17 protein-coding genes are annotated in these 25580 nt (G+C 47.2%); all 17 read left to right on the top strand.

Features of this window, described 5'->3' with window-relative positions; translation table 11 throughout:
* Position 1 precedes the first annotated feature (1 nt).
* A complete protein-coding gene (gene gspD, locus U5L07_15045; protein ID MDZ7833063.1) occupies positions 2–2287 on the top strand; it encodes a type II secretion system secretin GspD in 2286 nt (761 codons plus the stop codon).
* Positions 2288–2448: 161 nt separating this feature from the next.
* Positions 2449–3306 (top strand): ABC transporter substrate binding protein, encoded by an 858-nt coding sequence (locus U5L07_15040; GenBank protein ID MDZ7833062.1) that lies wholly within the window; start codon positions 2449–2451, stop codon positions 3304–3306.
* Positions 3303–4703 (top strand): HAMP domain-containing sensor histidine kinase, encoded by a 1401-nt coding sequence (locus U5L07_15035; protein MDZ7833061.1) that lies wholly within the window; start codon positions 3303–3305, stop codon positions 4701–4703. The genes U5L07_15040 and U5L07_15035 overlap by 4 nt, the downstream gene beginning before the upstream one ends.
* A 27-nt stretch (positions 4704–4730) precedes the next feature.
* A complete protein-coding gene (locus U5L07_15030; protein ID MDZ7833060.1) occupies positions 4731–6074 on the top strand; it encodes a sigma-54 dependent transcriptional regulator in 1344 nt (447 codons plus the stop codon).
* 26 nt (positions 6075–6100) lie between these two features.
* Entirely contained in the window at positions 6101–8173 is a 2073-nt protein-coding gene (locus U5L07_15025) for a TonB-dependent receptor (GenBank protein MDZ7833059.1), read from the top strand.
* Positions 8174–8544: 371 nt separating this feature from the next.
* Complete coding sequence (locus U5L07_15020) at positions 8545–9975, top strand: CAP domain-containing protein (GenBank protein MDZ7833058.1); 1431 nt, start codon at positions 8545–8547, stop codon at positions 9973–9975.
* Entirely contained in the window at positions 9976–10488 is a 513-nt protein-coding gene (locus U5L07_15015) for a hypothetical protein (protein MDZ7833057.1), read from the top strand.
* Between the two features lie 205 nt (positions 10489–10693).
* Positions 10694–11914: a hypothetical protein gene (locus U5L07_15010; protein ID MDZ7833056.1), complete on the top strand. Its 1221-nt coding sequence runs from the start codon at positions 10694–10696 to the stop codon at positions 11912–11914.
* A 104-nt stretch (positions 11915–12018) separates the two neighbouring features.
* Positions 12019–12942 carry a hypothetical protein gene (locus U5L07_15005; protein MDZ7833055.1) on the top strand — a complete coding sequence of 308 codons (924 nt, stop codon included), beginning with the start codon at positions 12019–12021 and terminating at the stop codon, positions 12940–12942.
* Positions 12943–13135: 193 nt separating this feature from the next.
* Entirely contained in the window at positions 13136–13948 is an 813-nt protein-coding gene (locus U5L07_15000; GenBank protein MDZ7833054.1) for an ABC transporter permease, read from the top strand.
* Complete coding sequence (locus U5L07_14995) at positions 13945–15033, top strand: glycosyltransferase family 2 protein (GenBank protein ID MDZ7833053.1); 1089 nt, start codon at positions 13945–13947, stop codon at positions 15031–15033. The genes U5L07_15000 and U5L07_14995 overlap by 4 nt, the downstream gene beginning before the upstream one ends.
* Entirely contained in the window at positions 15012–16004 is a 993-nt protein-coding gene (locus U5L07_14990) for a GNAT family N-acetyltransferase (protein ID MDZ7833052.1), read from the top strand. Before U5L07_14995 ends, U5L07_14990 begins: the two co-directional genes overlap by 22 nt.
* A gap of 35 nt (positions 16005–16039) precedes the next feature.
* The gene (locus U5L07_14985; protein MDZ7833051.1) at positions 16040–17206 is read left to right on the top strand and encodes an ABC transporter ATP-binding protein; all 1167 of its coding nucleotides are present in this window, start codon (positions 16040–16042) and stop codon (positions 17204–17206) included.
* A 21-nt stretch (positions 17207–17227) separates the two neighbouring features.
* Complete coding sequence (locus tag U5L07_14980; protein MDZ7833050.1) at positions 17228–20431, top strand: glycosyltransferase; 3204 nt, start codon at positions 17228–17230, stop codon at positions 20429–20431.
* Positions 20432–20476: 45 nt separating this feature from the next.
* Positions 20477–22576: a glycosyltransferase gene (locus U5L07_14975; GenBank protein MDZ7833049.1), complete on the top strand. Its 2100-nt coding sequence runs from the start codon at positions 20477–20479 to the stop codon at positions 22574–22576.
* A 131-nt stretch (positions 22577–22707) separates the two neighbouring features.
* Positions 22708–23676 (top strand): GDP-mannose 4,6-dehydratase, encoded by a 969-nt coding sequence (locus tag U5L07_14970; GenBank protein ID MDZ7833048.1) that lies wholly within the window; start codon positions 22708–22710, stop codon positions 23674–23676.
* Positions 23660–25510 (top strand): hypothetical protein, encoded by a 1851-nt coding sequence (locus tag U5L07_14965; protein MDZ7833047.1) that lies wholly within the window; start codon positions 23660–23662, stop codon positions 25508–25510. The genes U5L07_14970 and U5L07_14965 overlap by 17 nt, the downstream gene beginning before the upstream one ends.
* The last annotated feature ends 70 nt before the right edge of the window (positions 25511–25580 follow it).

Below are 25580 nucleotides of genomic sequence, written 5' to 3'. Positions count from 1 at the left end.
GATGGCATTGAAAAGCGACGCAAAAAGACGACTTCCGATTATTTTTATTGCAATGGTGTTCGCTTTGATGAGTGGTTGCGCCACCCAAAGCGGGCCACAAAAGAGGGATTTCCAGATAGAAGTGGGCGGAGACGCTGAGGAAGTCTCCTCTCAGGATCGGGACCTGGCTCCGGGCAAAGGGGAGGAGACTGTATCGACAGTTCAAAGTGATGCTTTGGTCTCCGCCCCTGACCCATCTGAGCCCCCTTTAGGGGGCGGCGAGCCGAGGCGGCAGCAATCAAGCCCGGATGGCGAAACGTCCGCTGAATCTCGTATTAAAGCATCCGCGGAAGATGAAAAATCCAATTCGGATGCGCCGGTCCATTTTTCTCAACGGCAGCAATCGGGTGAAAAAAAATTCCTGTTAAACTTTGAAGAGGCTGAATTGATTGAGGTGGTCCGCCATTTTTCACAGATTCTGGAGATTAATTACATTCTGGATGCACCGGTGAAAGGAAAGGTTACGATACACAGCGCCGGCAAATTAGACCGGTCTGAATTGTGGCCGGTTTTCTATCAATTATTGGAGATCAATGGATTAACAGCGGTAAAACGCGGCGAATATTTTCATATCGTATCCGCAGAAGACCTCACCCGCCTGCCCCTTTTTTCGAATGTGGGGCGCGACCTGGATGCCGAAAAAACCAGGGGCGGGGTGATTGTTCAAATTATCCCGTTAAACAGCATCAAATCTGATGAAATATTGAAATTATTGAAGCCTTTTACCAGCAAGGCGGGTGAGATCCTTGCCCAATCGGAAACCAATACTTTGATTGTTGTCGATTACCGTGACAACATTGAAAAGATTTTGCGCCTGGTTAATGCCTTTGATGTCGATTTTTTCGAGCAAATCGATTATGCGTTTTATCCCCTCGACCATATGGACGCCAAGGAGATGGCGGATGTGCTGGAAAAGATTTTTCAGTCGCCAATTAATAAAAATAAATCCTCAAATACAATGTTTATCCCCATCCAACGGTTGAACAGCATTCTGTTGATAAGTCCGGCCGAAGACACCTTTCAATCCGTTGAACAGTTTATTGAACAGCTTGATGTCCCCAGAAAAGGCATGTCGTCCCAGATTTACGTCTATTCTGTCAAAAATGGCCAAGCCGGAGAAATTGCGGATTTGCTCAATGAAGTGTTTCGTTCTGAGAAAAGGGCCGAAGGGCCGGGCGAATCTGCCGGCATATCAGGCAATCCGTTTGCGGCGGATGCTAAGCGGGAAAAGCGGGATGCGGCGGAGACGGTAAAAGCCAAAGGTGATAGGAGTGATGCCGATGCCGATGCCGATTATAATCAATCTTCGGGCCAGGAGTCAGAAGCTCAAAAGCCCGCCCAGGAGATCGCTTACTCCAATACACTGCGCGATCATGTCAAGATTGTTGCGGATGAAACCCGCAATTCGCTGATTATTGAAGCGATTCCCCCGGATTATGCACTGATTTCAGAGCTTTTGAAAAAAATTGATGTCCTGCCCAGGCAGGTTTTAATCAAAATGACCATTGCTGAGGTAAATCTTGATGACAAAACCGAAATGGGGGTGGAGTGGTCTTACGTGAAGGGAGAGGGAGGAACTCCCGGCACCAGTCTGCTGAGTGCCTCGGCCGGAGCCAATGGCTTTAAGTATACGATCGGCGAGATCGATCGGTGGACTTCGGCCCTGTCAGCTTTGGCTTCAAAAAATATGGTAAATATTCTCTCATCCCCCACCATTCTTGCATCCAACAGCCAGAATGCCCAAATTGACATTTCAACCGAGGTGCCTGTGGCCAGCTCCGAGTTTGAATACACATCAGGGGATAACCCTGTGGTATCGACCAATATAGAGTATCGGGATACAGGCGTGATGCTTTCCGTGACCCCTCATATCAATGAAGTCGGCCTGGTTACGATGGATATTGAGCAGGAAGTCAGTGAACTGGCAGAGAATGTGAGTGTGGGCGGGCAAACCTTTCCCTCTTTTTTTAAGCGCCGGGCCCGGACGACGCTTTCTGTGAAAAGCGGCCAGACTATCGTTATCGGCGGATTGATTAAAGAGACGCAAACCGACAGCAGATCAGGCACACCATGGTTTGTCGATATCCCAATATTAAAATATATTTTCGGAAAGTCTACGGATTCGGTCTCCAAGACCGAGCTGATTATTTTCATCTCGCCACAGGTCATTACGAGTCTGGCGGATGTGGATGCGGTAACCAGTGAATTCAAAAAACAAATGAAGGGCATCCTGGATTCGGAGCCATAAAACCGTCGGGAATTGATAATTGACCGATACCTTCGGCTGTCTGACGGCAAAAGAGGATGACTTGAAGAAATTTAGAATGCGCCGTGAAATTTTACCGTCACCTGATTTTTAGTCTCATTATGATCCTGGCGCTTCCAGCGGCCTCAGCGGCTGGTCCGGCCATGTCAGGAAAGACGGCCATTGTTGTTTCACGGCAGATTCGCCCGTTTATTGAGGTTTTGGAAGGCATCCGCAGCGTCTTTAAAGATATCCCGGGGGCTGCTGCGGAAACTTATTTTCTGGATCAAATGGATGAGGCGCGCCAGGATCAGGCGCTGGCGAAATTTGGTGACGGCGGCTACCGCATTTTTCTGGCAATCGGACCGGAAGCCGCGGAATTGCTTTGGAACCGTCTGCCCGCTGCGGATGGGGGGAAAATATATTCCGTCGTGCGCAATCCGGAAAAAAATATTTCAGCACTGGATCGCGAACAGTGCGGCGTGCCTTTGAATATCCCTCCCGCCGAGCAAGTCCGGCGAATCCATCAGGGTTTGCCCGGTATTGAGCGTATCGGCATAATTTACGATCCGGCTCATAATGAAGCTTTTTATGAAGCGGCGCAAGCCGCGGCCGCTTCATTGGGAATTTTAATTAAGCCTTTGCGAGTCAATTCCCGCCAGAGTATTTCCGAGATACTTCGGGCCCACCTGGATTCGATTGATTGCCTATGGATGATCCCGGACCAGACGGTGATTTCTGAAACCATTATCCACTATGTGATTAAAACCTGCCTTGTGCAGGGGAAATCTGTTATAGGTTATAATAAATTTTTTTATGAAAGCGGGGCCTGCCTGTCATTTGTTTTTGATTTTCATCAGATCGGCCGGCAAACTGGTGCCATGGTGGCGGATCTATATCAGGGGAAGCCTTGCGGCAGGCAAACCCCGGCATATGAGGTGTGGTTGAATAAGCGGGTATGCAAGCGGTTGGAAACAGAGCTGCCTGAAAACCCCCCTCCGATGATTAAGGTGCAGCCATGAAAAGCTTGGGTATACATGCCCGGCTGGTTATTGCCGCCGTCATGGTTTTGTGTATCACGGCATTTTTGCTGGGGTTTATCGGGGTAAAAATTTTTCAGGATTTTGCCTTTGACCGATTTCATGGGCGAATGGATTTTTTGGCCCGGTATCTGGCGATGAACTCAGAATTGGGGATACTTATTGATGAGCCGGATATGCTTGAAGATCTGGCCGGCAATTTGATTGCTGAACAGGACGTGGCCGAAGTAACCATCAGCAGCAGCCGTTCGGGGATTCTCGCAAAAAAGGCCAAGCAGATCAAGGGGCCACTGCATGATATTGAAAAGCCTGTACGCTTAAAAACCAATCCGGAATATAATCGGCTTTTCGAGATCAGCGATACATCTGAGGCTGAAAAGAATATCGGATCAGTAAAAATTATTTACAGTACATCCGGGATTAAACAGATTCTGGAAGACATCCAGACGCTTTTTTTCTGGGTCGCCGCAGGCCTGGCCTTGATCTGTGTGATTCTTTTTTACTATATTTCCCGATCCATCGTGGCGCCTTTAAAGAACCTCTCCGATGCCGCACAGCGGGTAAGTTGCGGAGAGCTGCATATCCGGCTCCGGCCTGGCAGTGTACCGGAGACCCGGGAAGTGGGCGTTGCATTTAATTCCATGCTCGATTCCATTGAAAAAAACCGCCAGGCGATTGAAAATGCGCATATGAAGATGGCCCGGCAGCAGATACTGGCGGAAATGGGGAAGTTTTCCATGATGGTGGCCCATGAAGTCAAAAATCCCCTGGGCATTATGAAAAGCACTCTGGATGTGCTCAAGCGGCGCATTCCGTCCGCTGAAAACAATGATAATCTGGTGGGCTATATTGAGGAGGAAATAACCCAGCTAAACAAGCTGATTGAAGATTTTTTGACATTCGCCCAGCCGGCGGTTCCGAGCTTTAAGGAGGTAGAGGCCAACCAGATGCTCGGGGAGCTTATTGAACGGCTGGAGACTCAGCACGGTTTACTTGAATTCGACACCCACATTCCTGAGGAACCTTGCGAAATCTATGCAGATAAGGGATTATGCGATAGAGCGCTTTTTAATATCTTAATCAATGCGGTCTCGGCCAATAAGGAAAAAGGCATTATCACGATAATCGCCGAATGCCTGCCGGATAAGTGGCGGGCAGTTATCGCTGATCAAGGACCGGGAATTGCCGAGGCGGATATGGAAAAGATTTTTGAGCCCTTTTATTCCACCCGCTCCAAGGGCAGCGGTCTGGGCCTGACATTCGCGACTCAAGTCGTAAAAGCCCATGGCGGAGTTGTTTACGCAGACAATTACATCAAGGGCGGGGCAGTTTTTACTGTTGAGATACCCCGAAATAAATCCGAGAATCCAATCCTATAAATAATTCGGAGCTTGGACGCATAAACCATGGCTTATATTCTGGTGGTTGAAGACGAAAAAAAAATGCGGCATCTGCTGAGCATCATGCTCACTGAAAGCGGATATCAGGTGGATCAGGCAGCTGACGGGGAGGCGGCGCTGGAAATGATCCGGGAAAAGGCCTATGATATCGTTATTACTGATATTAAAATGCCCTCCATGGATGGTATGACTTTGTTTCGAACTGTTCGGGAACTCAATATTCAATGTTCCTTTATTTTCATCACCGCTTTTGCCACTGTGGATTCGGCGGTGGAGGCCATGCGGGAGGGGGCGGTCGATTATATAACCAAACCCTTTGAAGAAGAACGGCTCCTGCTGACGGTTGAGCGTGCCCTGGGAATTTCCCGGATTATGGCCGAAAACCGGGAATTGAAAGAGGAGCTGCAGGAGAAGGCGGGTCCTGATGAAATTATCTATAATTCACAACCCATGGCCCAGCTCATGGAGATCGCCGGGCAAGTGGCCAAAAGGGATACGGCCGCACTGGTAAGGGGGGAGTCCGGAACCGGCAAGGAGCTTGTCGCAAGGTATATCCATAAAGTCAGTCCCCGAAGCGCACAGCGGTTTGTACCGGTCAACTGCGCGGCCATTACCCCCTCCCTGGTCGAGTCGGAGTTGTTCGGCTATGAAAAAGGGGCCTTTACCGGCGCGGATAAGCGTACCAAGGGAAAGTTTGAGTATGCCTCCGGGGGGACCCTGTTTCTGGATGAGATCGGGGATATGCCGATGGAGGCCCAGAGCAAACTTTTGCGCACCCTTGAAGAAAAACGGATTCAGCGTGTGGGCGGCAACGCGGAGATACCTGTGGATGTGCGCATCATATGCGCGACGAATCAAAACCTGGAAGATCTTGTTGAAAAGAGGCTTTTTCGCCGGGATTTGTTTTACCGCATTAATGTGTTTCCAATTGATGTCCCGCCTCTGCGCAAGCGCACGGAGGATGTGAGCGCGATTGCTGAATACGTTTTAAAGCGTACCGGCGAGGGACGGGATATTCAATTAACTGAAGGCGCAAAACGGGTTCTCTGCCGCTATTCCTGGCCGGGCAATGTCCGGGAGCTGGTCAACGCCATGGAGCGCGCCGTCATATTGTGCCGGAAAGAGGGGGTGGTTACAGCGGAAACATTATCTTTTTTGCAGGTCGATAACGTTTGCGGTGATGGTAGCTTTGCCCTGCCGCCGGAAGGCCTCTCGATAGAAGAACTAGAGGCCAATCTCGTCAGGCAGGCGCTTGAAATCACACAGAACAATCAGTCCTCGGCAGCCAAGCTTCTTGGATTGACAAGGGCTAAATTCAGGGTGTTAATGAAGCAGGCGGGCATTAAATAAATATTCAAGTTAAGCCAGAAATGTTCATGAATCGACGATTTGAAAGGGTTTTGGTTGTTTGCCTGGGTGTCTGGATCGCTTGGTTGGCGGGGCTTGTTCCACCCATCGCCCCGAAGGCGCTATCGGCTGAGACATCAAATCAGGTAGCCGATGACACCATGCTGATGTTTGTCGGCCTGGACCTGGAGGTTTTGACGATTGCCTCCCGAAGGGAGGAAAGCGCCTCCCAGGCGCCGGCTGTTGCAGATGTCATTACAAGGGATCAGATAGAAAAATCAGGTTATTCGACATTGGCTGAGTTGTTAGGGATGACGCCGGGGTTTTATATGGCGCCCAAGGAGTGGGGAAGCCAGCCATACCTGCGCGGTTTGCCGAATTCTGCGCTTTTTTTGTATGATACGGTCCCCATGCATTCCAATATTCGAAAATCGGTTCATCCTTTGGATCACGAACTCTCTCTGGCGCCTGTAAAGCGAATCGAAATAATTCGGGGGCCTGGTTCCGTGTTGTGGGGCCCGGACGCATATGGCGGCATCGTCAATATTGTGCCCATGACCGGGAAAGATATAGATAAGGCTGAAACCGGCGTTTTATATAATTCCCATGGGGATCAGGCAGGTGGTTATTTGAATGCCGGTCATAACAGCGGGCCGTGGGATATGTTTTTCTCTGTTTCCGGCCGGTACGGCAAGGAAGATGATCGCCATTTTGATATCGTGAGGTTCTGGGGGGACGGAGAAAATCCGGTTTCGCCGGAGGCGCGCTTCGGAAGGCGCCGCCCGGATGAAGCCAAATATCTGGATATGTCAGGCCGCTTGGCTTACGGGGACCAATTCGCCCTGACGGCTCGTTTTTCCGATTTTGAAAAGCCTTATACTATTGAGGCCCGGAATGCCGGTGTTTGGTCAGAGTCCAGGAGTACGCCGTTTAGTTTTGTCAAGGCGGAAAGCAAGACAGATTTGGATGCGCACTCAGCCATCCGTTTGATGGGGTATTACAGTACGGTTCACTCGGACTACGAAGTTATTGATAAATCCTATTCCCCGGATGAATACGCCTATTACACAGAAGTGATTTATGATCGCCGGCTGTTTTCCGGTCAAGGGCTTTTGACCGGGGGGGTGGCATACAGAGACCGGCGGGTGGAGGACGCACCGGTCTGGGATAGCTATTTGCCTGAGTATTTGGGGCCGGAAAACCAAACATTTCTTCCAAGTGTCCGGCAAATCGATTATGACAACAGCTTGCGCTCTGTTTTCGGACAATATTCTCATAAAATCGGTAAAATTGATTTGTTTTTGGGCGGCCGCTACGACGATCACGAGGCTTACGCAGACAACTTCAGTTTCAACACCGGCATGGTCTGGCCTTTTCATCAGGACTGGCAGCTGAAACTACTTTACGGCACTGCCTATCGCACCCCTTTTGCCAAGCAGTTGATCGAGGATGAAACCCCGCCGCTGGAGGAGATCGATACGTTCAATGCCCAGTTGAGCTGGCAGCCGAGCCGGCGGGCGACCATCAATTTATGCGGATTCGTTAGCCGCATCTCCGACCACATCATGCAGGATCCATATGCCGGTCTTTCCGATCCCAACCATCAAACCATTAATGGCGTGGAAATAGGGAGCGAGGTAAGATTGCGGGAAAATTTAACCCTGTCTGGAAATATAACGATGCTAAACAACAGCGGCCCCTCGGAAAGGTATCATTTCCTGGCTTATTCTTTCATACGGCCGGATGGAACGGTTGAGGAAGTGTTCGAGGATGTCACTTATCCTTTTGATGTGGGGCCTGAGATATACGCCGATTTTATGATTCAGTGGCAACCCACAGACAAGCTGAGTTTTTTTGGCCGGCTGGCGTATGCGGACGCCTGTAGTTTAGTTTTCCCAAGGGGTGAATCGCAAGTGGCGGGTGAAGATCAATGGTTGGTGGATATGAATGCTTCGTATAGTGATATTGCCGCCAGTGATATGGATCTGAGTATTACGCTTAAAAATATGCTGGACCGGGATGAAAGCCTGCCGGGAACATATGAAATGATTCGCGCTGCGCCTATATCTGTAGAGGTGCTGCTTCGCAAGCACTGGCGTTAATACCTTTGGAGATTTGCCGGGGTTATTTCGCCTGATGGTTATATGTAACCAGGGGTGACTAAATTTGACCAACTTCAGCCGTGTGTTTTATGGGCAGGGGCGTCCGAGCCAATAATTCATGGAAAAAGAAGTGGCGGCAAGGCCTTCACTTTGGTATCTATTTTGCATGTTTAAATACCCAAAACCTGTTTTAATGTTTCCGGTTGTCATTGGTTATTGATGAGCAGGAAAGCAAGCAACCTATTTGAGATATAAGTTTTGAAATGAAGACGTATCAACGCAATAAATTGAGGTACCGGTTATTCACTGCCATAGCTGTGCTCAGCCTTTGTTGTTTTTCCGTTGGCTCGGCTGAGGCTGATTATTCGGCTATGGAAAAACAGCTGGTGGAGTTGATTAATCAGGCCCGCCGCAATCCTGTAATGATGGCGGAAATGATTGATATTGATATAAAGGCGGAGCCGGCTTTTTCCCAAGAGCGAAGAGCGATTTTAAACCATGGGGTGCGGTCCCTTTCTGTTAATCGCAAGTTGCAAAACGCCGCCTTCAGCCATGTCTCGGATATGCTGATGCGTAACTATTATGCCCAAACCTCCAGGGATGGCCAAAGGCCTGAGGACCGTATCCGGGCTGAAGGGTACCTGCCCATTGCCAGTGGAGAAAGTATCGGCATGGTATCATTTAACAATTTTATGAGTGAAGAGCAGGCTGTTTGGGAAATATTCAAGAATATGCTGCGGGATGAGTTGTCTTCCAGGCCGGCGGAACCCTGGCATATTCTCGGTTCGCAATTTTCGGAGATTGGGGTCGCTGTTCAAAGCGGAAGCATGAATTTTGAAGGCACACCGGTTAATGTGTATATTGCCGCATGCGATTTCGGAGCCAGTCAAGAAGGCAGCTACGCAGCTGAGAGAAAACTGTTGCAGCTGATCAATACGGTCCGGGCCAATCCGGATTTCATGTTGTGGGCGCTCGGCATCGATCATGATACGGCATTTAAGGCCCTTGGGGTTAATGGCTGGGTTCTTGGTGAGGGGCTGCCCCCCCTGTCGGCAAATGAAAAGCTCTTTGATTTCGCGGAAAGGCGGGTAGATGTTGACCGGAAAAATCGGCCGGAGGGGACAAACCTGCTTTTTTTAACTGATGTCCGGCAGGTATTGGAAGAAAAATATGATTATGATGCGATTACGGCCGCCGAGCTTTTGGTGTCAGGGTCGCCTGACAAAGCAGGAAAATCGCTCGATGCCTGGGAAGGGGCATTTATGGCTTTTCTTCGGATGCTGCAATCCGGTCTGAATGCTTCCGGAAAAGGGTTTGAGGCGATTTTCAACCCGGATTTTACCGAAATCGGGATTGCATACAGGGAGCCGCCCCCATCGGGAAATAATCTTGCACCGGAAGGGGTCGGCGGGATGCTTCTGTGTACCCTGGCAAATCCTGCTGATGCCAAGAGGCATATAGTTGGTCGTGTTTCAAGGGAGAGGGCGGAAAACCCGCCTGAAAGCGAGGCCCGGGTGGAGCCATCTGAGTCATACTCGCCAAACGGGCTTTTGGTTGCCGTTTACAGGGATGCCGCCCGGCAGGACAACGGGAATATCCCTTATGCTGCTGCGTTTACAGATCCGACAGGGGGCTACTGTCTTCGGCTGCCGAATTGGGATAATAATACAGGCCCTTACCGGCTATCCGTAAGCCGCATGAACCCTGGAACAGGTGTTGAGCCGCTTTATACGGAAGTTTTTGCATTTAATGAAAATAAGAATTTATTTAAAAATCTTCGCTTGCAGGACAAAGGAGAATAGATGCGGCATTTTTATTTGACGGGGGCGGTTGTGTTGGTTACAATGTGTTTATTTAGCAGTGGATGCACCTTGTTCACTAACGAAAAATTGTCAGCAAGGGATAACAAACCTGAATTTGAGCTTAACATCACCAACCCCGATAGTTTAGAATTACCGCCGCAATTATATGATCAGTTTAAGGCGTATTGGAAATTGCGGTATACGGATGAGTTCAAAGCCGCGTACGCGATGGAGACCCCGGATTTCAGGGACAAAGTCAGCTTTGAAAAATACAGGCTCTACATTGAACGAACCTCCGAGCAGCAGCTTCTGGAGTTGGAGCTTGTGCGGATGGAGCAACGCGAGTCTGACCTGGCGGAACAAGTGATTGATATAGAGGGAAAATTTTACCTTAAGAAAAAAACCTCCGAGAAACGGATTCAGACCCATTTGCCGGATCGCTGGGTGCGAATCGATGGCAAATGGTTCCATGTGGCGCGGAATAAGCTTATTTTCCCGGATTTAGGGTTTTAATTGATAAAATATAGTTACGTTTTTTGTTGGAACAAATATTGCATAAGTTAAAATGCCAATGTCAAAAAAACACAGAAGTTCATGAAAGGAGGTGGCGAAAGCAATTTCGGTTAATTGATTCAGTATTGATTCAGTAAGGTTTAATAGCCTAAAAGGAAAAATGTTTGAACACGTAATGGCAAAACCAAAAATTTAGGAGGATGAAATGAAAAAACTAACAAAAATTCTTGTACTGTGCGTTCTGGCCACTTTTGTCGCCGGCTCCGCAATGGCAGTGACGCTGTCTGATGACAATACCGGTGATTATTTGATTTTCCCGGCATATATCGCAGACGGGCCGTTTGAAACCCCCATTCAGGTGATAAATACCAGCGACACCCACTCTGTCGTGGCCAAGGTTGTTTTTCGGGGCTCTGCCTTCAGCATTGAGCTCCTGGACTTCTTTATCTACCTCTCTCCCAATGATGTCTGGACCGGAAAGCTCGTCTTTCAGGGAGGCAAAACCTATGTCCAAAGTGATGATGACAGCATTGCCACTGGGTGGAACGTGGATCTGGAAGAGCCGATCTGGGGCGATGAGCAAGCGCTGAACCGGGCGTTAGTCGAAAAAGACTGTGAATATGAACAGTATGGCTACATTGAGGTATTTGAAGCCTGGAACGGAGAGCTTCCAAAAGATATCGATAATACTGTAGATAAAGATGAAATCTATGATGCGTATGACGCTGCTTCGACAGCGGAGATCGCCCAAAGGGATCTGATTAATAGTCTTTATGGCAGTTTCGAAATTAATCTGCCCTTGCAGGGCCTGAGTGCTTCTGAAAATGCGGTTTCCTTTAAAGATGTTTTTATCAATAATAAGCTTGACTTCTCAGAAACCTCTTTGGCCGACGCTTTGGCTACAAACGCAGATATTGAACAATTGTTAAATAAAGTGCAGGCCTTTATGCCCTATTATCAGGATCCGGATGAGGAGGGAGTCACTGCGCATATGTTTACATTCCCGACAAAACGAATCAATCCTAATAGCAGTTGTAATGCAGCGACGACCACGCAAGGTACGGGGCCGTTTTGGATGAACAATGGCCTGGCGGATCAGGAGGACCCTTACTGTGTTGAATACGGCCTGACCTATTACGATCTGAAGGAAAATTCGCCCGGTAAGGATCAGGACCTCTTCTCTCCGGTCTCTGAGAAGCAAAAATCGGAATTCTGCGACGAATTAAACATCAACCTGAGCTATGACCTGGATGATGAATATGAAGCAGGCTGGGTCCGATATGAATTCGAGGGTTTTGCAACGCCTTATAGCGAGGTGTGCACCATGACCGGCGCGCCGGTGATTCCTTTGGTGATGAATTTCGGCCCCAAAGGGATGTCCCTTTATGATGCGGCTTATGAGTTCGGAACTTGCTTAGGTGATTAATATAGCTACTAACCACTATAGATAGCAAAAAAGCCCCTAAGAGCTGTATAAAAACGCTCTTAGGGGCTTAAATTAGAATCATAGCCGGAATTAGCTATGATTTATTGTTTAAAGAATTTTTAATTTTAACGATGAAAAATAAAATCAACTCAGTATGGCCAATCCACCTTCTGTCAGCAGTTATCGTTTTTGTCTTACTCGCCCAAAGCGTTTTTGCTGCTGCACCGGAGTCTACATATGTGCCCGTTTATAACGACGGTTGGGTCGTGAATTACAAAGATGATGGTGGTGACAACACCAGCAAAATTTTTTACGGGTTTCATGACTTGTTTAATCCATACGATCCGATCGTTTATTACGGAGATGAAAACAAAACCCCTGTGCCGCCAACATCGGAAGACCTGTACTGGGGTCTCTCTTCAAAGGCGACCACCTGGGAATACGGTTATCCGGCCCTGGATCACGCGTATTTTAAAATGTACGTGCCGCCGGGAACAAACTATTTCAAATTTATAGCTAATTTCGAACAGGGCCGGGAGGTCGGGCTGGCGATTCGATTCCGGTCGCCGCTTAAAGAAGACTACTCCAGTGTCAAGGCATTTGACAGTTACGACTGGCAAAGTACGCCCTCGTCTCTATCCGGATTTGAAGAAAATGACGTTCTGTTGAAAAATGGGGATAACACCCTTTTGATGGGCGGGAGTTTTTTCCCTGCGATTTCAGAAGGTGGCTGGATATACTTCCGGATTTTGAATTGTGAGGGTACAGCTACAATTCCGATGTTTAATAAAACTTTTTATGTCAATACAGCTTCTTATATGGACTGGTTCAACAACGCAAATTTTGATGAAAACGGCAACCCCGAGGGCGGTTATGTGCCGACCGATGATTTTCTGGAGGAAAATGACCTGGACAATTCCGGCAGGATTGACATGCCGGATGTTGTTTTAAAGCTCAAGGACCTTGACGGTGACGGTGCAAGCAACCCAGATGTCAAACAGATGCTTGATATTCTGTCAGGACAGTAGATAGATAGCCGGGGTGTTTGGGCTCTCTGGTGGATTGCATTAACATTTGATTGCGTTTTGTTCACCGGCGGCGGAACTTGGACGCTGTAATCACACCCCACATGCTTACCGCTTAAGGCCGTTTTGGCCTGGGCGGTATAAAAAGCGGCACAGCCGCTTTTTTTTATATCTATACTGCGGATTGATCATATTCATGCGAAACGCTTTAAAATTGTTAATAATACCGTTTTTTTCCATCGGCAGTTATCGGCATCTGCTGAGCTCTTTTGTCGTCCGGGACATTAAGGGGCGGTTTGTCGGCTCTTACGCCGGCAACCTCTGGGTGCTGATTAATCCGCTGGCTACCATTGTTACTTACCTGTTTATTTTTTCAATCGTGCTAAGAGTTCAGGTGAGCCCCGGGGAAACCGGCACCGGCAATTTTACGATTTATTTTTTAAGCGGGTTTTTTCCCTGGTTTATGTTTGCCGAAAGTCTGTCGCGCTCGGTCGTTGTGCTGCTTGAAAACGCCAACCTGATCACCAAGGTCTTTTTTCCGGTGGAGCTTTTGCCTGTGGGGGTGGTGATTTCATCCTTTTTGATAAATGGCGTGGGGTATCTATGTTTTTTGATTGTACTGGCTTTTTTGGGATATCTCGGGGGAACCTGGTTGCATCTGCTGTTGCTGCTTTTTCTTCAGACCCTGTTTACATGGGGACTGGCCAACCTGTTATCCGGGCTGTGCGTATTTATCCGGGACATGAAAGAAATTCTGGCCATCCTGCTGATGGTATGGTTCTATGCGTGCCCGATAGTTTATCCGGCCTCCATGCTGCCGGATGTCTTTCGCTCCGCCATGCAGTTTAACCCCATGTGGGGCTTTGTTGACCTGTACCGCGATGTGCTTTTAAAGCACCAGATGGATATGGGGCAGTTAGTATATGTAACGGCGGTTTCCCTGATTGCCTATTCGATTGGCACAACCTTTTTCATGCGGGCCAAAAATGCCTTTGGCGACGTGCTTTGACGGGATATATAGAAATGGCTGTTACGGCTGTTGTTGTCAATTATAAAACCGAGCGGCTTGTCGGCCAATTAATACGGCACCTTTACGCGTTTCCTGAAATCAGGTCCATAATTGTGGTGGATAATAGCGGCGCCATTGACCTTGCGGAGAAGCGGGCTGGCCCGAAAAACATCGAACTGATCCGCAATTCAGCCAATCTTGGATTTGCCAAAGGCGTTAACCAGGGACTCAAGCATGTAGAAACGGATTGGGTACTGGTCATTAATCCGGATGTTCGTTTGGATAATGCCTGCCTGCGCCATTTGCTGGATGCGGCAAATACATATGATGCAGTTTTGACCGGTCCCAGATTTTACTGGGATGACGATTATCTGTTTCGTCTGCCCCCTTCAACCGGTGATTTTATGGGAATGTATGGAGCGCTTAATGCGGCGTCCCATTTTGAAATCGATGCCAAACTGGCCGATTTTTATTGGCAGATTCGCCATGAGCGGTTCTGGGCGGCTACTGAGCCGTTTTTCGAGCCGTTTCTTTCCGGTGCCTGCCTGCTGGTGCAAATGCCCTGGATTCTGGCCAAGGGCGGCGTGCTTTTTGATGAACGGTTTTTTTTATATTATGAAGATACCGACCTTTGCGCCCAGGCGCTTTTAAATGATGAATCCCCGATCTGCGTGCCGGCAGCCAAAGCCATCCATTATTATAACCAGTCGCCCGCACCACCGCAGACCAAGATGGCTGCCATTAATAAATCTGGCGAACAATTTTATGAAAAATATTATTCGCACTACCGTGTGCAAACCATCCATGGTCCACCATCCCGCCCGCTTCAAATTGAAGATTTAGGGAAGCAAAAGACCCCGCCGAGGTTTGGGTTCGGCAAAGATTGCGACTGTGGTTATGCCTATTTTGAAATCGCCCTGAATTCCTTGTTTGTGCCGTTTATCCAGTGTGATTTGGCTTCAGACGATTTTTGTCTGCCTGAAACCGTATGGCAGCGGCTCGCCCCGGGAACCTATTACAGCCGGGTTAGAAACCCCCAAAAAAATCAGAATAGAATCTGGAAATGGGAAAAAGTCAACGCATAGCGGACGGCCGCTTTATCATTCGCCCTTATCAGGAGGTTGATCAACCAGGGGTGCTGGCTCTCTGGCGCGAAGTGTTTGGTCAGGAAATGCCGGCCTCCCTGTGGCATTGGAAATACACGGCCAATCCATACGGCCGCCGCATTATGCTCTGTGTCCAGGATACCGGTGAAATTGTGGCATATTTCGGCGGGATTCCCTATTCGGCCAACTGCAATGGCCGGCGGGTTGAGATCGTTCAACTAATGGACATCATGTCGCATCCGCAATACAGGGGGGGCGGTTTTTTTGTCCAAACGGCCCAGGCGTTTACTGAAAATTGTATGGGAATTGAGAAATATGCTTTTTGTTATGGATTGCCGGGGAAGCAGCATTTTGATATCGGGGAAAAATACCTTCAATACAGGCGCTTGCCAGAGGGGATGGCCTATGTGACTGCGTCCACGGATGATGCAGAATTTTTCTCAACCTGCAAACAGGCATCAGCCCTGACGTACAGCCAAATCGATGGGGCATTCGACAGATTGTGGGAAAAATGCCGCCCCTATTATCCAATGGCGGTGGTGCGGAATCAGCAGTTTGTTAAATGGCGTTTCTGTGAAAATTGCTTGAAGGACTATGAAATATGGGGGTATTACAACACACCGCAGACTGTTATGGAAGGCTATGCCGTGATCTGTAACGAGGGTGATCGGGCTGTTATTGTGGACTGGCTCTCAATGCCGAAGCCTGAGACTGTCAAAAGTTTTCTATCCTGCCTCAAGCAGGCATATAAAACAAAGGGGGTTAAGCATATGGTTACCTGGTTGCCGGCCCATCATGCGCTTGCCGACATATTTCTTGGCGCTGGTTTCACCAATGAACCAGAACCGTTTGGATTTATTCCCGCAGCATGCTGTTTTGCCCCGGAGATCTCCCCTGACTGGGTATTAAACAATCTTTATTATACCATGGCCGATGGCGATCTCTTCTGATAATCGCCGGATAAAAAAATCATTTTGGCATTTCGATGTTAGACATAGACGCACAGAATATATCAAAACAATACCGGCTCTATGCCAAGCCCGTGGATCGCCTAAAAGAATTGATCCTAAGGCGTCCTTTTCATAAAGCCTTTCATGCGCTGGATCGTATTTCTTTCAGCATAGATCGCGGCGAAGCTTTCGGTATAATAGGAAATAACGGGGCGGGCAAGAGCACGTTGCTTAAGATTCTGGCCGGAACCCTGCAGCCCTCGGAGGGCAGCCTTTCCATTAATGGCCGGGTAGCCGCCCTCTTAGAGTTGGGGGCGGGGTTCCATCCCGAATTTTCGGGTCGTCAGAATATTTATTTGAACGCGACCCTGCTGGGCCTGGAACACGAAGAAATCCAAGCCATTGAGGATGAAATTATCAGCTTCGCCGGTCTTGAAGAATTTATCGATCAGCCGGTCAAAACCTATTCTTCCGGGATGTATGTTCGGTTGGCTTTCTCCATTGCTACCAGCGTGGACCCCGATATTTTGATCATTGATGAGGCGTTAAGCGTCGGCGACCAGAATTTTCAGAAAAAATGTGTGGATCGCATAATGAGCTTTCGGCGGAAAAATAAAACCATTATTTTTTGCAGCCATAGCATGTATTTTGTATCTGAATTATGTGATCGTACCATGTGGTTAAATAGTGGTAAAATTCAAAGGATGGGCTTCACCGATCAAGTTGTGATTGCCTATGAAAAATGGTGCCAGCAGCAGGAGGCGCAAAAACTCGAGCATCAGCATGATGCCACCGCGCCGGTAAAGATCGATCGGGTTGAAGTCCAGAATTACAATGGGGAGATTGTTCAGAAGACAGCATGCGGTAAAGATGTTTGCGTGTCTGTGACCATTTCCAGCTCACGGCAAGTGCAGTGCCATGTGGGTATTGGATTTGAAAACCCTTCGGGAGAAGGCCTTTTTGTTGTTACCACGAAAGGGGACGGTTATCCCCCTATTTGGATCAACAGTTTTACTCAAGTAAAAATGGCTTTTCCGGATATCAAATTAGTTAACGGCACATATAAGGCGGTGGTATATCTTCTGGATGAATATGCGATGCATATTTACGACCGCAAGCTTTCGGCCGAGCTTGAAATTTATAAACGGCCGGAGGTATATGGTTGCTTTTACATGGAGCATCAGTGGGATTTAAATATATAAAGAATTGCCCGGAGGCGCATCATGTTATCTGAAGATGTGCTGGTACCATACCAGGAAACCGATCTGACCGGTAAACGGGTGCTCGTTTTGGCCCCGCATCCGGATGATGAAACACTGGGGTGTGGCGGAAGCTTGATTCGTCATGTGAAAGCCGGCGATTCGGTGAAAGTGGTTTTTTTGACTGATGGGGCAAAGGGTGATTTTTCCGGGCAAGATGAACCTGAAGCATATATGGCGGTAAGGCGGCAGGAGGCTATAGCTGCATGCAGCCGGCTTGGAATCGGAGACCGTGAATTTTGGTCTTTTGCGGACCGCTCGCTGGCAGAGACGCCCCGGGCATTGGAAAAACTCTCTTCTCTGTTTGCGGCCTGGCGCCCCGAATTGGTATATGCCCCCTCGCCGTTTGAGTTCCATCCGGACCATCGTGCCGCCGCATTTTTAGTGTTTGCGCTTAGTCTATGCTGCCGCTTTGATTTTGATATAGCTTTTTATGAAGTTAATCAGCCGCTGAAAGTCAATTGCCTGGTAGATATTACGGCTGTAGCTGAGGCAAAGTACGAAGCGATTGGCGTATATGAATCTCAGCTGCGGGAAAAAAATTTTTTGGATTTGACCCAGGGCTTAAACAGATTCCGGAGTATGACGCTTTCTGAATCTGCCGTTTATGCGGAGGCCTTTTATTTGGTCAATTCTTCTAAAATAGATCAAAATGGCCTTTTTTCCGTCTATGAACATGAGAATCAAGGGCTGTACGCTGAATGGCAGGAATACCTTCAGAACCAGCACGACAAATTTCACTTAGAGAAAAAACATACGCCGGATACAAACCCGCAGGTTAGCGTCATCATCCCCACGTATAATCGACCGAATGACTTGTATTATGCCGTGGAGAGCGTTTTGGCGCAAACTTTTCAGGACTTTGAAATTATAGTGGTAAACGATGGCGGCGAGGATGTGGCGCCGGTCATTGATGCCCTCAATACGGATGGCAAGATTCGTTGTTTGACCCATGAGCAAAGAAAAGATGTGGCCGCCGCCAGAAATACGGGCCTACGGGCGTCGCGCGGGCTTTATATCGCATACCTGGATGATGATGATATTTATTATCCGCAGCATCTGGAAATATTAGTCCATGCCCTGCAATATTCCGACTATCAATTTGCTTATACAGATGCAAACCAGGTGGTGATGAACTGGATTACAGATCGATATGTCCCCACTGAAAAGCGGGTGCGGTACAGTTATGATTTTGATCGGGATAAGTTGCTGATTAGCAATTATATCCCCACGCTAAATATTCTTCACCGCCGGGATTTGCTTGATAAAATCGGATATTTTGATGAACGCTTAGCCGTTCATGAAGATTGGGATATGTGGATTCGGGCCTCACTTGACCATGATTTTCAGCATGTGGCCAAAACCACAGCCGAATTTCGGGTAAAAAAAGGGCCCCAGCAATCCAAGTCAGAACAGAAAATCGCGTTTTCCGATACAATCAAAGTGATTCACAAGCGGTATGCGCATCTCGTGAAATCCCCGTCTGTTTCAAAGGCCCAGAAGCAGGCGCAGCAGGACTTGGATTTGGAACTCAGGGATGCTGAGAAATTTCTGATTATCAGGGATTATCAACGCCAGCATTTTTATCAATTTGCCCGGTTTCTTTGTGACGGCGGAAATGTTTTGGATGTCACCTGCGGCGATGGCAGCGGCTGTTACTTACTGACTTCGGCAGCGCGTTATGTTGTCGGCACGGATCTGGATAGTCTTTGGGTCAGCCGGGCCGGGGCTATGTATGTAAAAGACAATTTAAGATTCGTTTCAACCTTTTTGGACTCCCCGAATGACCAAGAAAAGGACTTTTATCAGCTGATTGCCTGTTTTGATTTTAATCAGTTTTGGCAGCAAAGCGGTGCGGGGGGATTAGATAAGATCCAAAACCGGCTTGATAAAAATGGTGTTTTAATCCTTTCCGTTCATCCCCCGCAATCATTCAGTCAGCGGGCCGGCCCCCACCAGGAGTTGGATTTTAACGGATGGCGGACTTTGCTGGCAGAGCGTTTTAAAAATGTGCGCGTTTGGGAGGAAAATGTTTATCCGGTATCTGTTTTATCTGCGCTTTTTGAAGATGCATCGGAAATAACGCAGAATACCTGGAATGCCGATATAAAGCGGAGTGCAGAAATTTCGGGCACCCCTTTCCAGGCAGGCTTTTTTTTGGTTATGGCATCTAATGGACCGCTTCCCCAAGAACCCGACAGCTATTTTTTGGTGGATTCATCCGCGTCGCTGTTTCAATTTTGGGAAGGTTTTATAGATCGACTTGAGGTGGCTAATGTCCAAAAAGAGTCGGAAATTGAGAAGCTATCGGCCGCGGAGGCGGATCGGAAAAATCATGTAAAAAATCTCGAAGCATTTGCGACTGACCAACAGGAACATGCGGCCAATCTTGAAAAAGAACTGACGGATCAACGTGCGCACGCCGGCAATTTGGAGAGGGAATTGGAAGATCAGCGGGCGCGTGCAAACAATTTGGAAAAGGAATTGGAAGATGGGCGCGCCTGCACAGCCAGCCTGGAAAAAGAACAAAACATTCAAAATGAAAAAATTCAGACACTGACTGCGGATCAGGCATCCAAACAAAAAACCATTGATATTTTAAACCAAAGCCTGAATGAATTCAAGGCGACCGATACTTATCAGAAAAATGAAATCGACCGGTTGACGGCAGTTGCAGAGGACAGGAGGCATCGCATCATTAGTCTGGAAGATATGGCGGCTGAGAAGGATGCGATCCTCGGTGATATAGAGACTGAATTGGCTATAATTCGACACTCATTTGCCTGGCGGCTGGTGGAGGGCTTCCGGCGCTGGGCCAATATTATTTTTCCGGATACTTCGAGGCGTCGAAAAGTTTATTTAAAATTTATTTCAGCCGGAAAGATTTATTTGGATAAAGGGGTTTTCGGGGTAATCCGGCATATCAAGCGAAAATACGGCGGGCGCAAGCGCCATCATGACTCGTTTTTCACAAAAGACGTGAATTCCCCGGATAACCAGAAAAACCAGGCCCCAAAGTCCTTGAATGCAGACCAGGAAATTTCTCCGGTTTCCTCTAAACGACTGCCTGATCAGGCGGCGGACCATGATGCTGATATGCAGATGGTGAAAGAGAAGATAGCCAATATTAAGCAGGAGTTATTAAATGAGGTGCTAAAAAATGGCTGATGTGTTGTATCGCCGGCAATAAGTGAAGGAGTTAACTGTTCAATCATGGGGTTGGAGAAACAAATTTCAGTGGTCATTGTCAATTTTAATGGCCTCCAATACTTGGAACGATGTTTGCAATCTTTAAGGGATATGGATTCGGGGCCATTTAATGTGGACATTATCATGGTTGATAACTGTTCAACAGATAATTCAATGGATTTTGTCGGATCCCGTTTTCCGGAGGTCAAAATTATTAAGAACGACCGCAATAATTTCGCTAAAGCCTTAAATTTAGGGATTCAGAAGGCTGAAGGGGATTTTGTGGCCCTGCTTAATAATGACATGACGGTTGAAAAAAATTGGCTGTTATCTGCCATGGAAATGTTCCTGCCGGATGAACATATCGGCGCCGTGCAGAGCAAAATCCGTTTTATGGAAAACGGACGAATCAACAGTGCGGGGGTGGAGGAGGTCGAAGATTTCTATTTCCGGGATATCGGGTTTGATGAAAAGGATTCGGGCCAATACGATCAAGTGCGGGAGCTTCAATATTTCTCAGGTGGCGCTGTCTTTCTCAGGATGGCGTGCATAGCCGATGTCGGCGATTTTGATGAAGATTTTATCATGTACTGTGAGGATGTAGACTATAGCATTCGATGCCGGCAAAACGGATGGAAAATTTTTTATGCCCCCAAAAGCGAAGTTCTTCATAAATACCAGGGCTCTGCCAGTTCGGCTCTCTGCGAATATTTTTGTTCCAGGAATCGGCTCTTTTGCATGGCCAAGCATATCCCGGAAAAATTGCCTGCCGGTATACGCCAATCCCATATCTTTCTAAAGGGTGAGAAGAAAAACCTTTATCGGGTAGTGCTGCAGGCAGCAAGAAAGCTGGTTATCTCGAATAAAGCGGCCATTTCTAACAGGGTGCTCGATCGCCTTAAGCAAATTGTCCAAGAGGTATATGGTCCGCTTAAGGCCTATCATTTTTTTTCCCGCTTGGAACTGCTGCTTCAATTTCGCAGCATTCGTATTGGTATCTATGATCATGCTTTTCATTTTGCCGGCGGGGGACAAAGATATGTGGCGACTATGGCTGAAATGCTTCAGGATACATTTGATATTACCTATATTGCCAATAAAGATATAAGTCTTGAAAAATACCGGGAATGGTTTGGTCTTAATTTGTCCGGCTGCCGCCTGAAAGTGTTGAAAATTCCATTTTTTGAGGCACGGGGCCGTTATTTTATTGATGAAGGCATGGTTATCAATGAAGAAACCAATCCTTTTGAGATAATCAGCAAAGAAAGCGTCGATTACGATATATTTATAAACGCCAATATGCTGGGTAAGGTGCGGCCGCTCTCCCCGTTGAGCGTCTTTGTTTGTCATTTTCCGGACCGAGACAGGGAGGCTTTTTTTCAGGTCGATAAATATGATTTTTTAATTAGCAATGGGGATTACACGGGGCTTTGGCTAAAAAAGCGATGGGGGCTGGCGCCCACGCACCGCATATACCCCCCGGTTGATATGTATAATGGCGATGTTTGCGAAACGGAAAAGGAAAAAATCATTTTATCCGTCGCCCGTTTTGAGGTGGGTGGCAGCAAAAAACAGATTGAAATGATAAATGCGTTCCTCGATTTGAAGGCGAAAAATCCGGAATTGCTGGATGGCTGGCGGCTTTGTCTGGCAGGCGGGAATTTTCCGAAAAATTCATATTATCAAGAGATAAAGAATAAAGTCCGCCAGTGCAAAGATATTGAATTGATGCCGGATGTGAGTCATCAGGTATTGAAGGATTTATACGCCCGCGCCTCGATCTTTTGGCATGCATGCGGGCTGAATGAGACCAGCCCGCATTTGATTGAGCATTTTGGAATGACCACAGTGGAGGCGATGCAAAACAAATGCGTGCCGGTGGTGTTTGATGGCGGCGGACAAAAAGAAATTATAAGGCACGGCCAAAATGGGTTTCGATTTCAAAATATTTTCCAATTACAACAGTATACGTTAGAACTTATAAAAGATGGGAAAAAGTATGAAAATATGGCTGCTGCAGCTTATACGCGTAGCCATGATTTTAATGCCAATAGTTTTGGCCAACAAATAGAATCCTTTTTTTCCGAGCTGGAATATGAATTGTGTGGAGTGGACAGTCTATAATCTCACTTCGTCGGCATTGCAGATTTCAAGTAATGAATTGCAGCTTTTGCATCGTATCTTGCTGGATGAAACGTAGGGGGGGCAATATCAAAAAATGAACTTGTGGCAAAGCAATCAAAAGGTTGGTTGATATGAAAATACTTATTACAGGCGGTGCAGGGTTTATTGGCTCTCATTTGGCAGATAAGCTAATAGAGATGGGCCACGAAGTATATGTGGTTGATGATTTAAGTTCCGGAAGCATGAAAAATATTCGTCATCACCAGGACAATCCCAATTTTCATTTCAACGCGGATACAATTTTTAATCAATCGCTGATGGAGAAGCTTATTGCTGAATGCGATCATATATATCATATGGCGGCCGCTGTAGGCGTCAAGTTAATTATGAATCGGCCTGTTGAAACCCTTGAAACCAACGTCAAGGGAACTGAAATGGTGCTTTCGATTGCCAATAAATATAAAAAAACGGTCCTGATCGCTTCAACAAGCGAGGTTTATGGCAAAATTATGGAGGATAATGGGGGATGTGCGCTTCATGAGGAGGCGGACCGGTTGATGGGCGCAACCACCAAAAGACGCTGGGCTTATGCCTGCTCAAAGGCTTTTGACGAGTTTTTGGCTTTGGCTTATTATGAAGAGAAAAAATTGCCGGTGGTGATTGCCCGTTTGTTTAATACCGTTGGCCCCCGGCAGAGCGGACAATATGGTATGGTGCTTCCCAGTTTTGTCCAAAAGGCACTGATTGGAAAGCCGATTATTATTTACGGGGACGGCCAGCAATCAAGAAGCTTTATCCATGTTTCTGATGTTGCTGAGGTGTTAATACAATTAATGAATGAAAAGAAGGCGTTGGGCAATGTGTACAATATTGGCAGCCAGAAAGAAATTACCATAGAGGCGCTTGCCCACAAAGTCAAAGAATTGACCAACAGTTCGTCCGCCATCGAGTATTTATCTTATGACCGGGCTTACGGGTCAGGCTTTGAAGACATGCAGCGCCGCCTGCCGGATATCTCTAAAATCCATGCGCTGCTGGGATTTAGACCGGAAAAAGACCTGTGTGCCATTATTAACAGCGTGATTGAATATTGTATTTAGCGGGATTATGCAGTTATTTGGGTTACATAGCATTGCTTTTGCACTCTCCTTCGGCCTGTCCGTTGTATTCACTCCCGTTATCAGGTGCTTAGCTGTGAAAGCGAATTGCGTGGCGAGTCCCCGGATGGATCGGTGGCACACGAAAAAGACGGGGCTTTTTGGCGGTGTTGCTATTTTTGTAAGCATGATGGGGGCCTGGCTTTTTTCCAGCTTTTATTTTTTTGATTTTTATTCTGTCGTTCAGCCTGTAGCCCCGATTGCATTTGCTGGAAGCGGGATTTTTTTATTAGGGCTATTCGATGATATTTTTGAGATTAATCCACAGTATAAGCTGATCGGGCAGGTGGTCATTGCTTCCGTATTGGTGCTTTTCGGGTTCCAGGTGCAATGGTTTGAATCCATGACAGCCAATCAGCTGGTGAGTGTTTTCTGGGTTGTGGGCGTTACAAACGCCTTTAATTTAATGGACAATATGGATGGTCTGGCTGCGGGCATCGCCATGATTTCTGGCTGCTTTTTCTTGCTATGGCTGATTCTTGAGCCATCCTTGGTTGCTCATAAGCAGGCACAGCAATTGTTTATTTTAACTTATCTTGGCGGCATCGCGGGTTTTTTAATCTACAATTTTCATCCGGCATCTATTTTCATGGGAGATGCGGGGAGTCTGTTTATCGGGTTTATCCTATCCAGCATGATGATTACCATTCAGCCGGGGGAAGCTTATCACAGCAGCATTTTCAATCAATTATCCGTTATTTTCATTCCCATGCTTATTTTGTTTGTGCCTATTCTGGATACAGGATTTGTTAGCTTTATGCGCAAGCTGAAGGCGCGCTCAATTTTCCAGGGCGGAACGGATCATTCTTCCCACAGGATGGTTGCCATTGGTCTGTCCGAGCCCCGTGCCGTGCTTGTGCTATACCTTTTTGCCTTTCTCTCGGGTGTGATCGCCCTTCTTATTATTCCCCTGAACATTTTTATCAGTGTTTTTATTATTGCTCTTTATCTGCTGCTGGTGTTGCTTTTCTGGGTTTATCTGGGCCATGTGGATGTCTATAAACAGAGGCAGGTTGAACAGACAGCTGAACGCTTTTCCAATCCGGGGGTCGGCGATTATGGTAAGACGCTTTTAGTTATCGTATTTGACCTGCTGTTGATTACCATGGCGTATTATGCGGCCTATCTGCTGCGGTTTGAAGGGGATATCGGTCCGGATTTTAATTTTTTTCTAAAATCCTTGCCGATCATGTTCGCCTGCCAGATTTCGGCGTTTTATCTTTTTGGTCAGTATCAGAATATATGGAAAGGCGCCCGCCTTGGTGATATGGTAATATATTTGAAAGGGGTTACGGCGGGCACTGTGGCGGCTATTCTGGTGCTGCTGTTTCTATACCGGTTTCAGTACTTTTCCCGCGCTGTGTTTGTCATTTATTGGGGAATTATGATGATACTCCTTACCTTTTCCCGCTTTTTTTTCAAATTATTGGATGAACGCGTTTCCAAAGCCAATGGTAAGGGCAAACCCATCTTGATTTATGGCGCCGGCATAGGCGGTCAGATGGCTGTAAGGGAAATCGAAAACAATAGCGCATTAGGCTTAACGATTAAGGGGTTTATTGACGACAATCCAAAGCTTAAAGGGAAAAAAATATACGGCTATCCGGTATATGGCGATATCCGGCATTTTAAGCACCTTGTCAATCATATGGGCATCCAAGAGGTGATTATTTCATTTAAGACAAACCGAAATGAACAAAAAAAAGAAATTTTGAAAATTTGTGAAGAATTGGGATGCAATCCTGAAGTCAAGCACCTTGAGATAATCATGATATAGGTTGCCATTCAAAATTTGAATTTGATATAATGAAGAATAATAAGCACTGATGTGATTTTTATGAGGTTCG

It is taken from the genome of Desulfobacterales bacterium, assembly GCA_034520365.1.
In the GTDB taxonomy this organism is placed as follows: Bacteria; Desulfobacterota; Desulfobacteria; order Desulfobacterales; family Desulfosalsimonadaceae; genus M55B175.
This window is presented reverse-complemented; position numbering and strand designations above follow the sequence as displayed.

Coding starts and splice junctions, on each gene's coding strand:
- U5L07_14980 (MDZ7833050.1), top strand. CDS start 17,228: ATGTTATCTGAAGATGTGCTGGTACCATACCAGGAAACCGATCTGACC.
- U5L07_15035 (MDZ7833061.1), top strand. CDS start 3,303: ATGAAAAGCTTGGGTATACATGCCCGGCTGGTTATTGCCGCCGTCATG.
- U5L07_15030 (MDZ7833060.1), top strand. CDS start 4,731: ATGGCTTATATTCTGGTGGTTGAAGACGAAAAAAAAATGCGGCATCTG.
- U5L07_15015 (MDZ7833057.1), top strand. CDS start 9,976: ATGCGGCATTTTTATTTGACGGGGGCGGTTGTGTTGGTTACAATGTGT.
- U5L07_14970 (MDZ7833048.1), top strand. CDS start 22,708: ATGAAAATACTTATTACAGGCGGTGCAGGGTTTATTGGCTCTCATTTG.
- U5L07_14985 (MDZ7833051.1), top strand. CDS start 16,040: ATGTTAGACATAGACGCACAGAATATATCAAAACAATACCGGCTCTAT.
- U5L07_14990 (MDZ7833052.1), top strand. CDS start 15,012: ATGGGAAAAAGTCAACGCATAGCGGACGGCCGCTTTATCATTCGCCCT.
- gspD (MDZ7833063.1), top strand. CDS start 2: ATGGCATTGAAAAGCGACGCAAAAAGACGACTTCCGATTATTTTTATT.
- U5L07_15010 (MDZ7833056.1), top strand. CDS start 10,694: ATGAAAAAACTAACAAAAATTCTTGTACTGTGCGTTCTGGCCACTTTT.
- U5L07_14975 (MDZ7833049.1), top strand. CDS start 20,477: ATGGGGTTGGAGAAACAAATTTCAGTGGTCATTGTCAATTTTAATGGC.
- U5L07_15020 (MDZ7833058.1), top strand. CDS start 8,545: ATGGAAAAACAGCTGGTGGAGTTGATTAATCAGGCCCGCCGCAATCCT.
- U5L07_15025 (MDZ7833059.1), top strand. CDS start 6,101: ATGAATCGACGATTTGAAAGGGTTTTGGTTGTTTGCCTGGGTGTCTGG.
- U5L07_15000 (MDZ7833054.1), top strand. CDS start 13,136: ATGCGAAACGCTTTAAAATTGTTAATAATACCGTTTTTTTCCATCGGC.
- U5L07_15040 (MDZ7833062.1), top strand. CDS start 2,449: ATGTCAGGAAAGACGGCCATTGTTGTTTCACGGCAGATTCGCCCGTTT.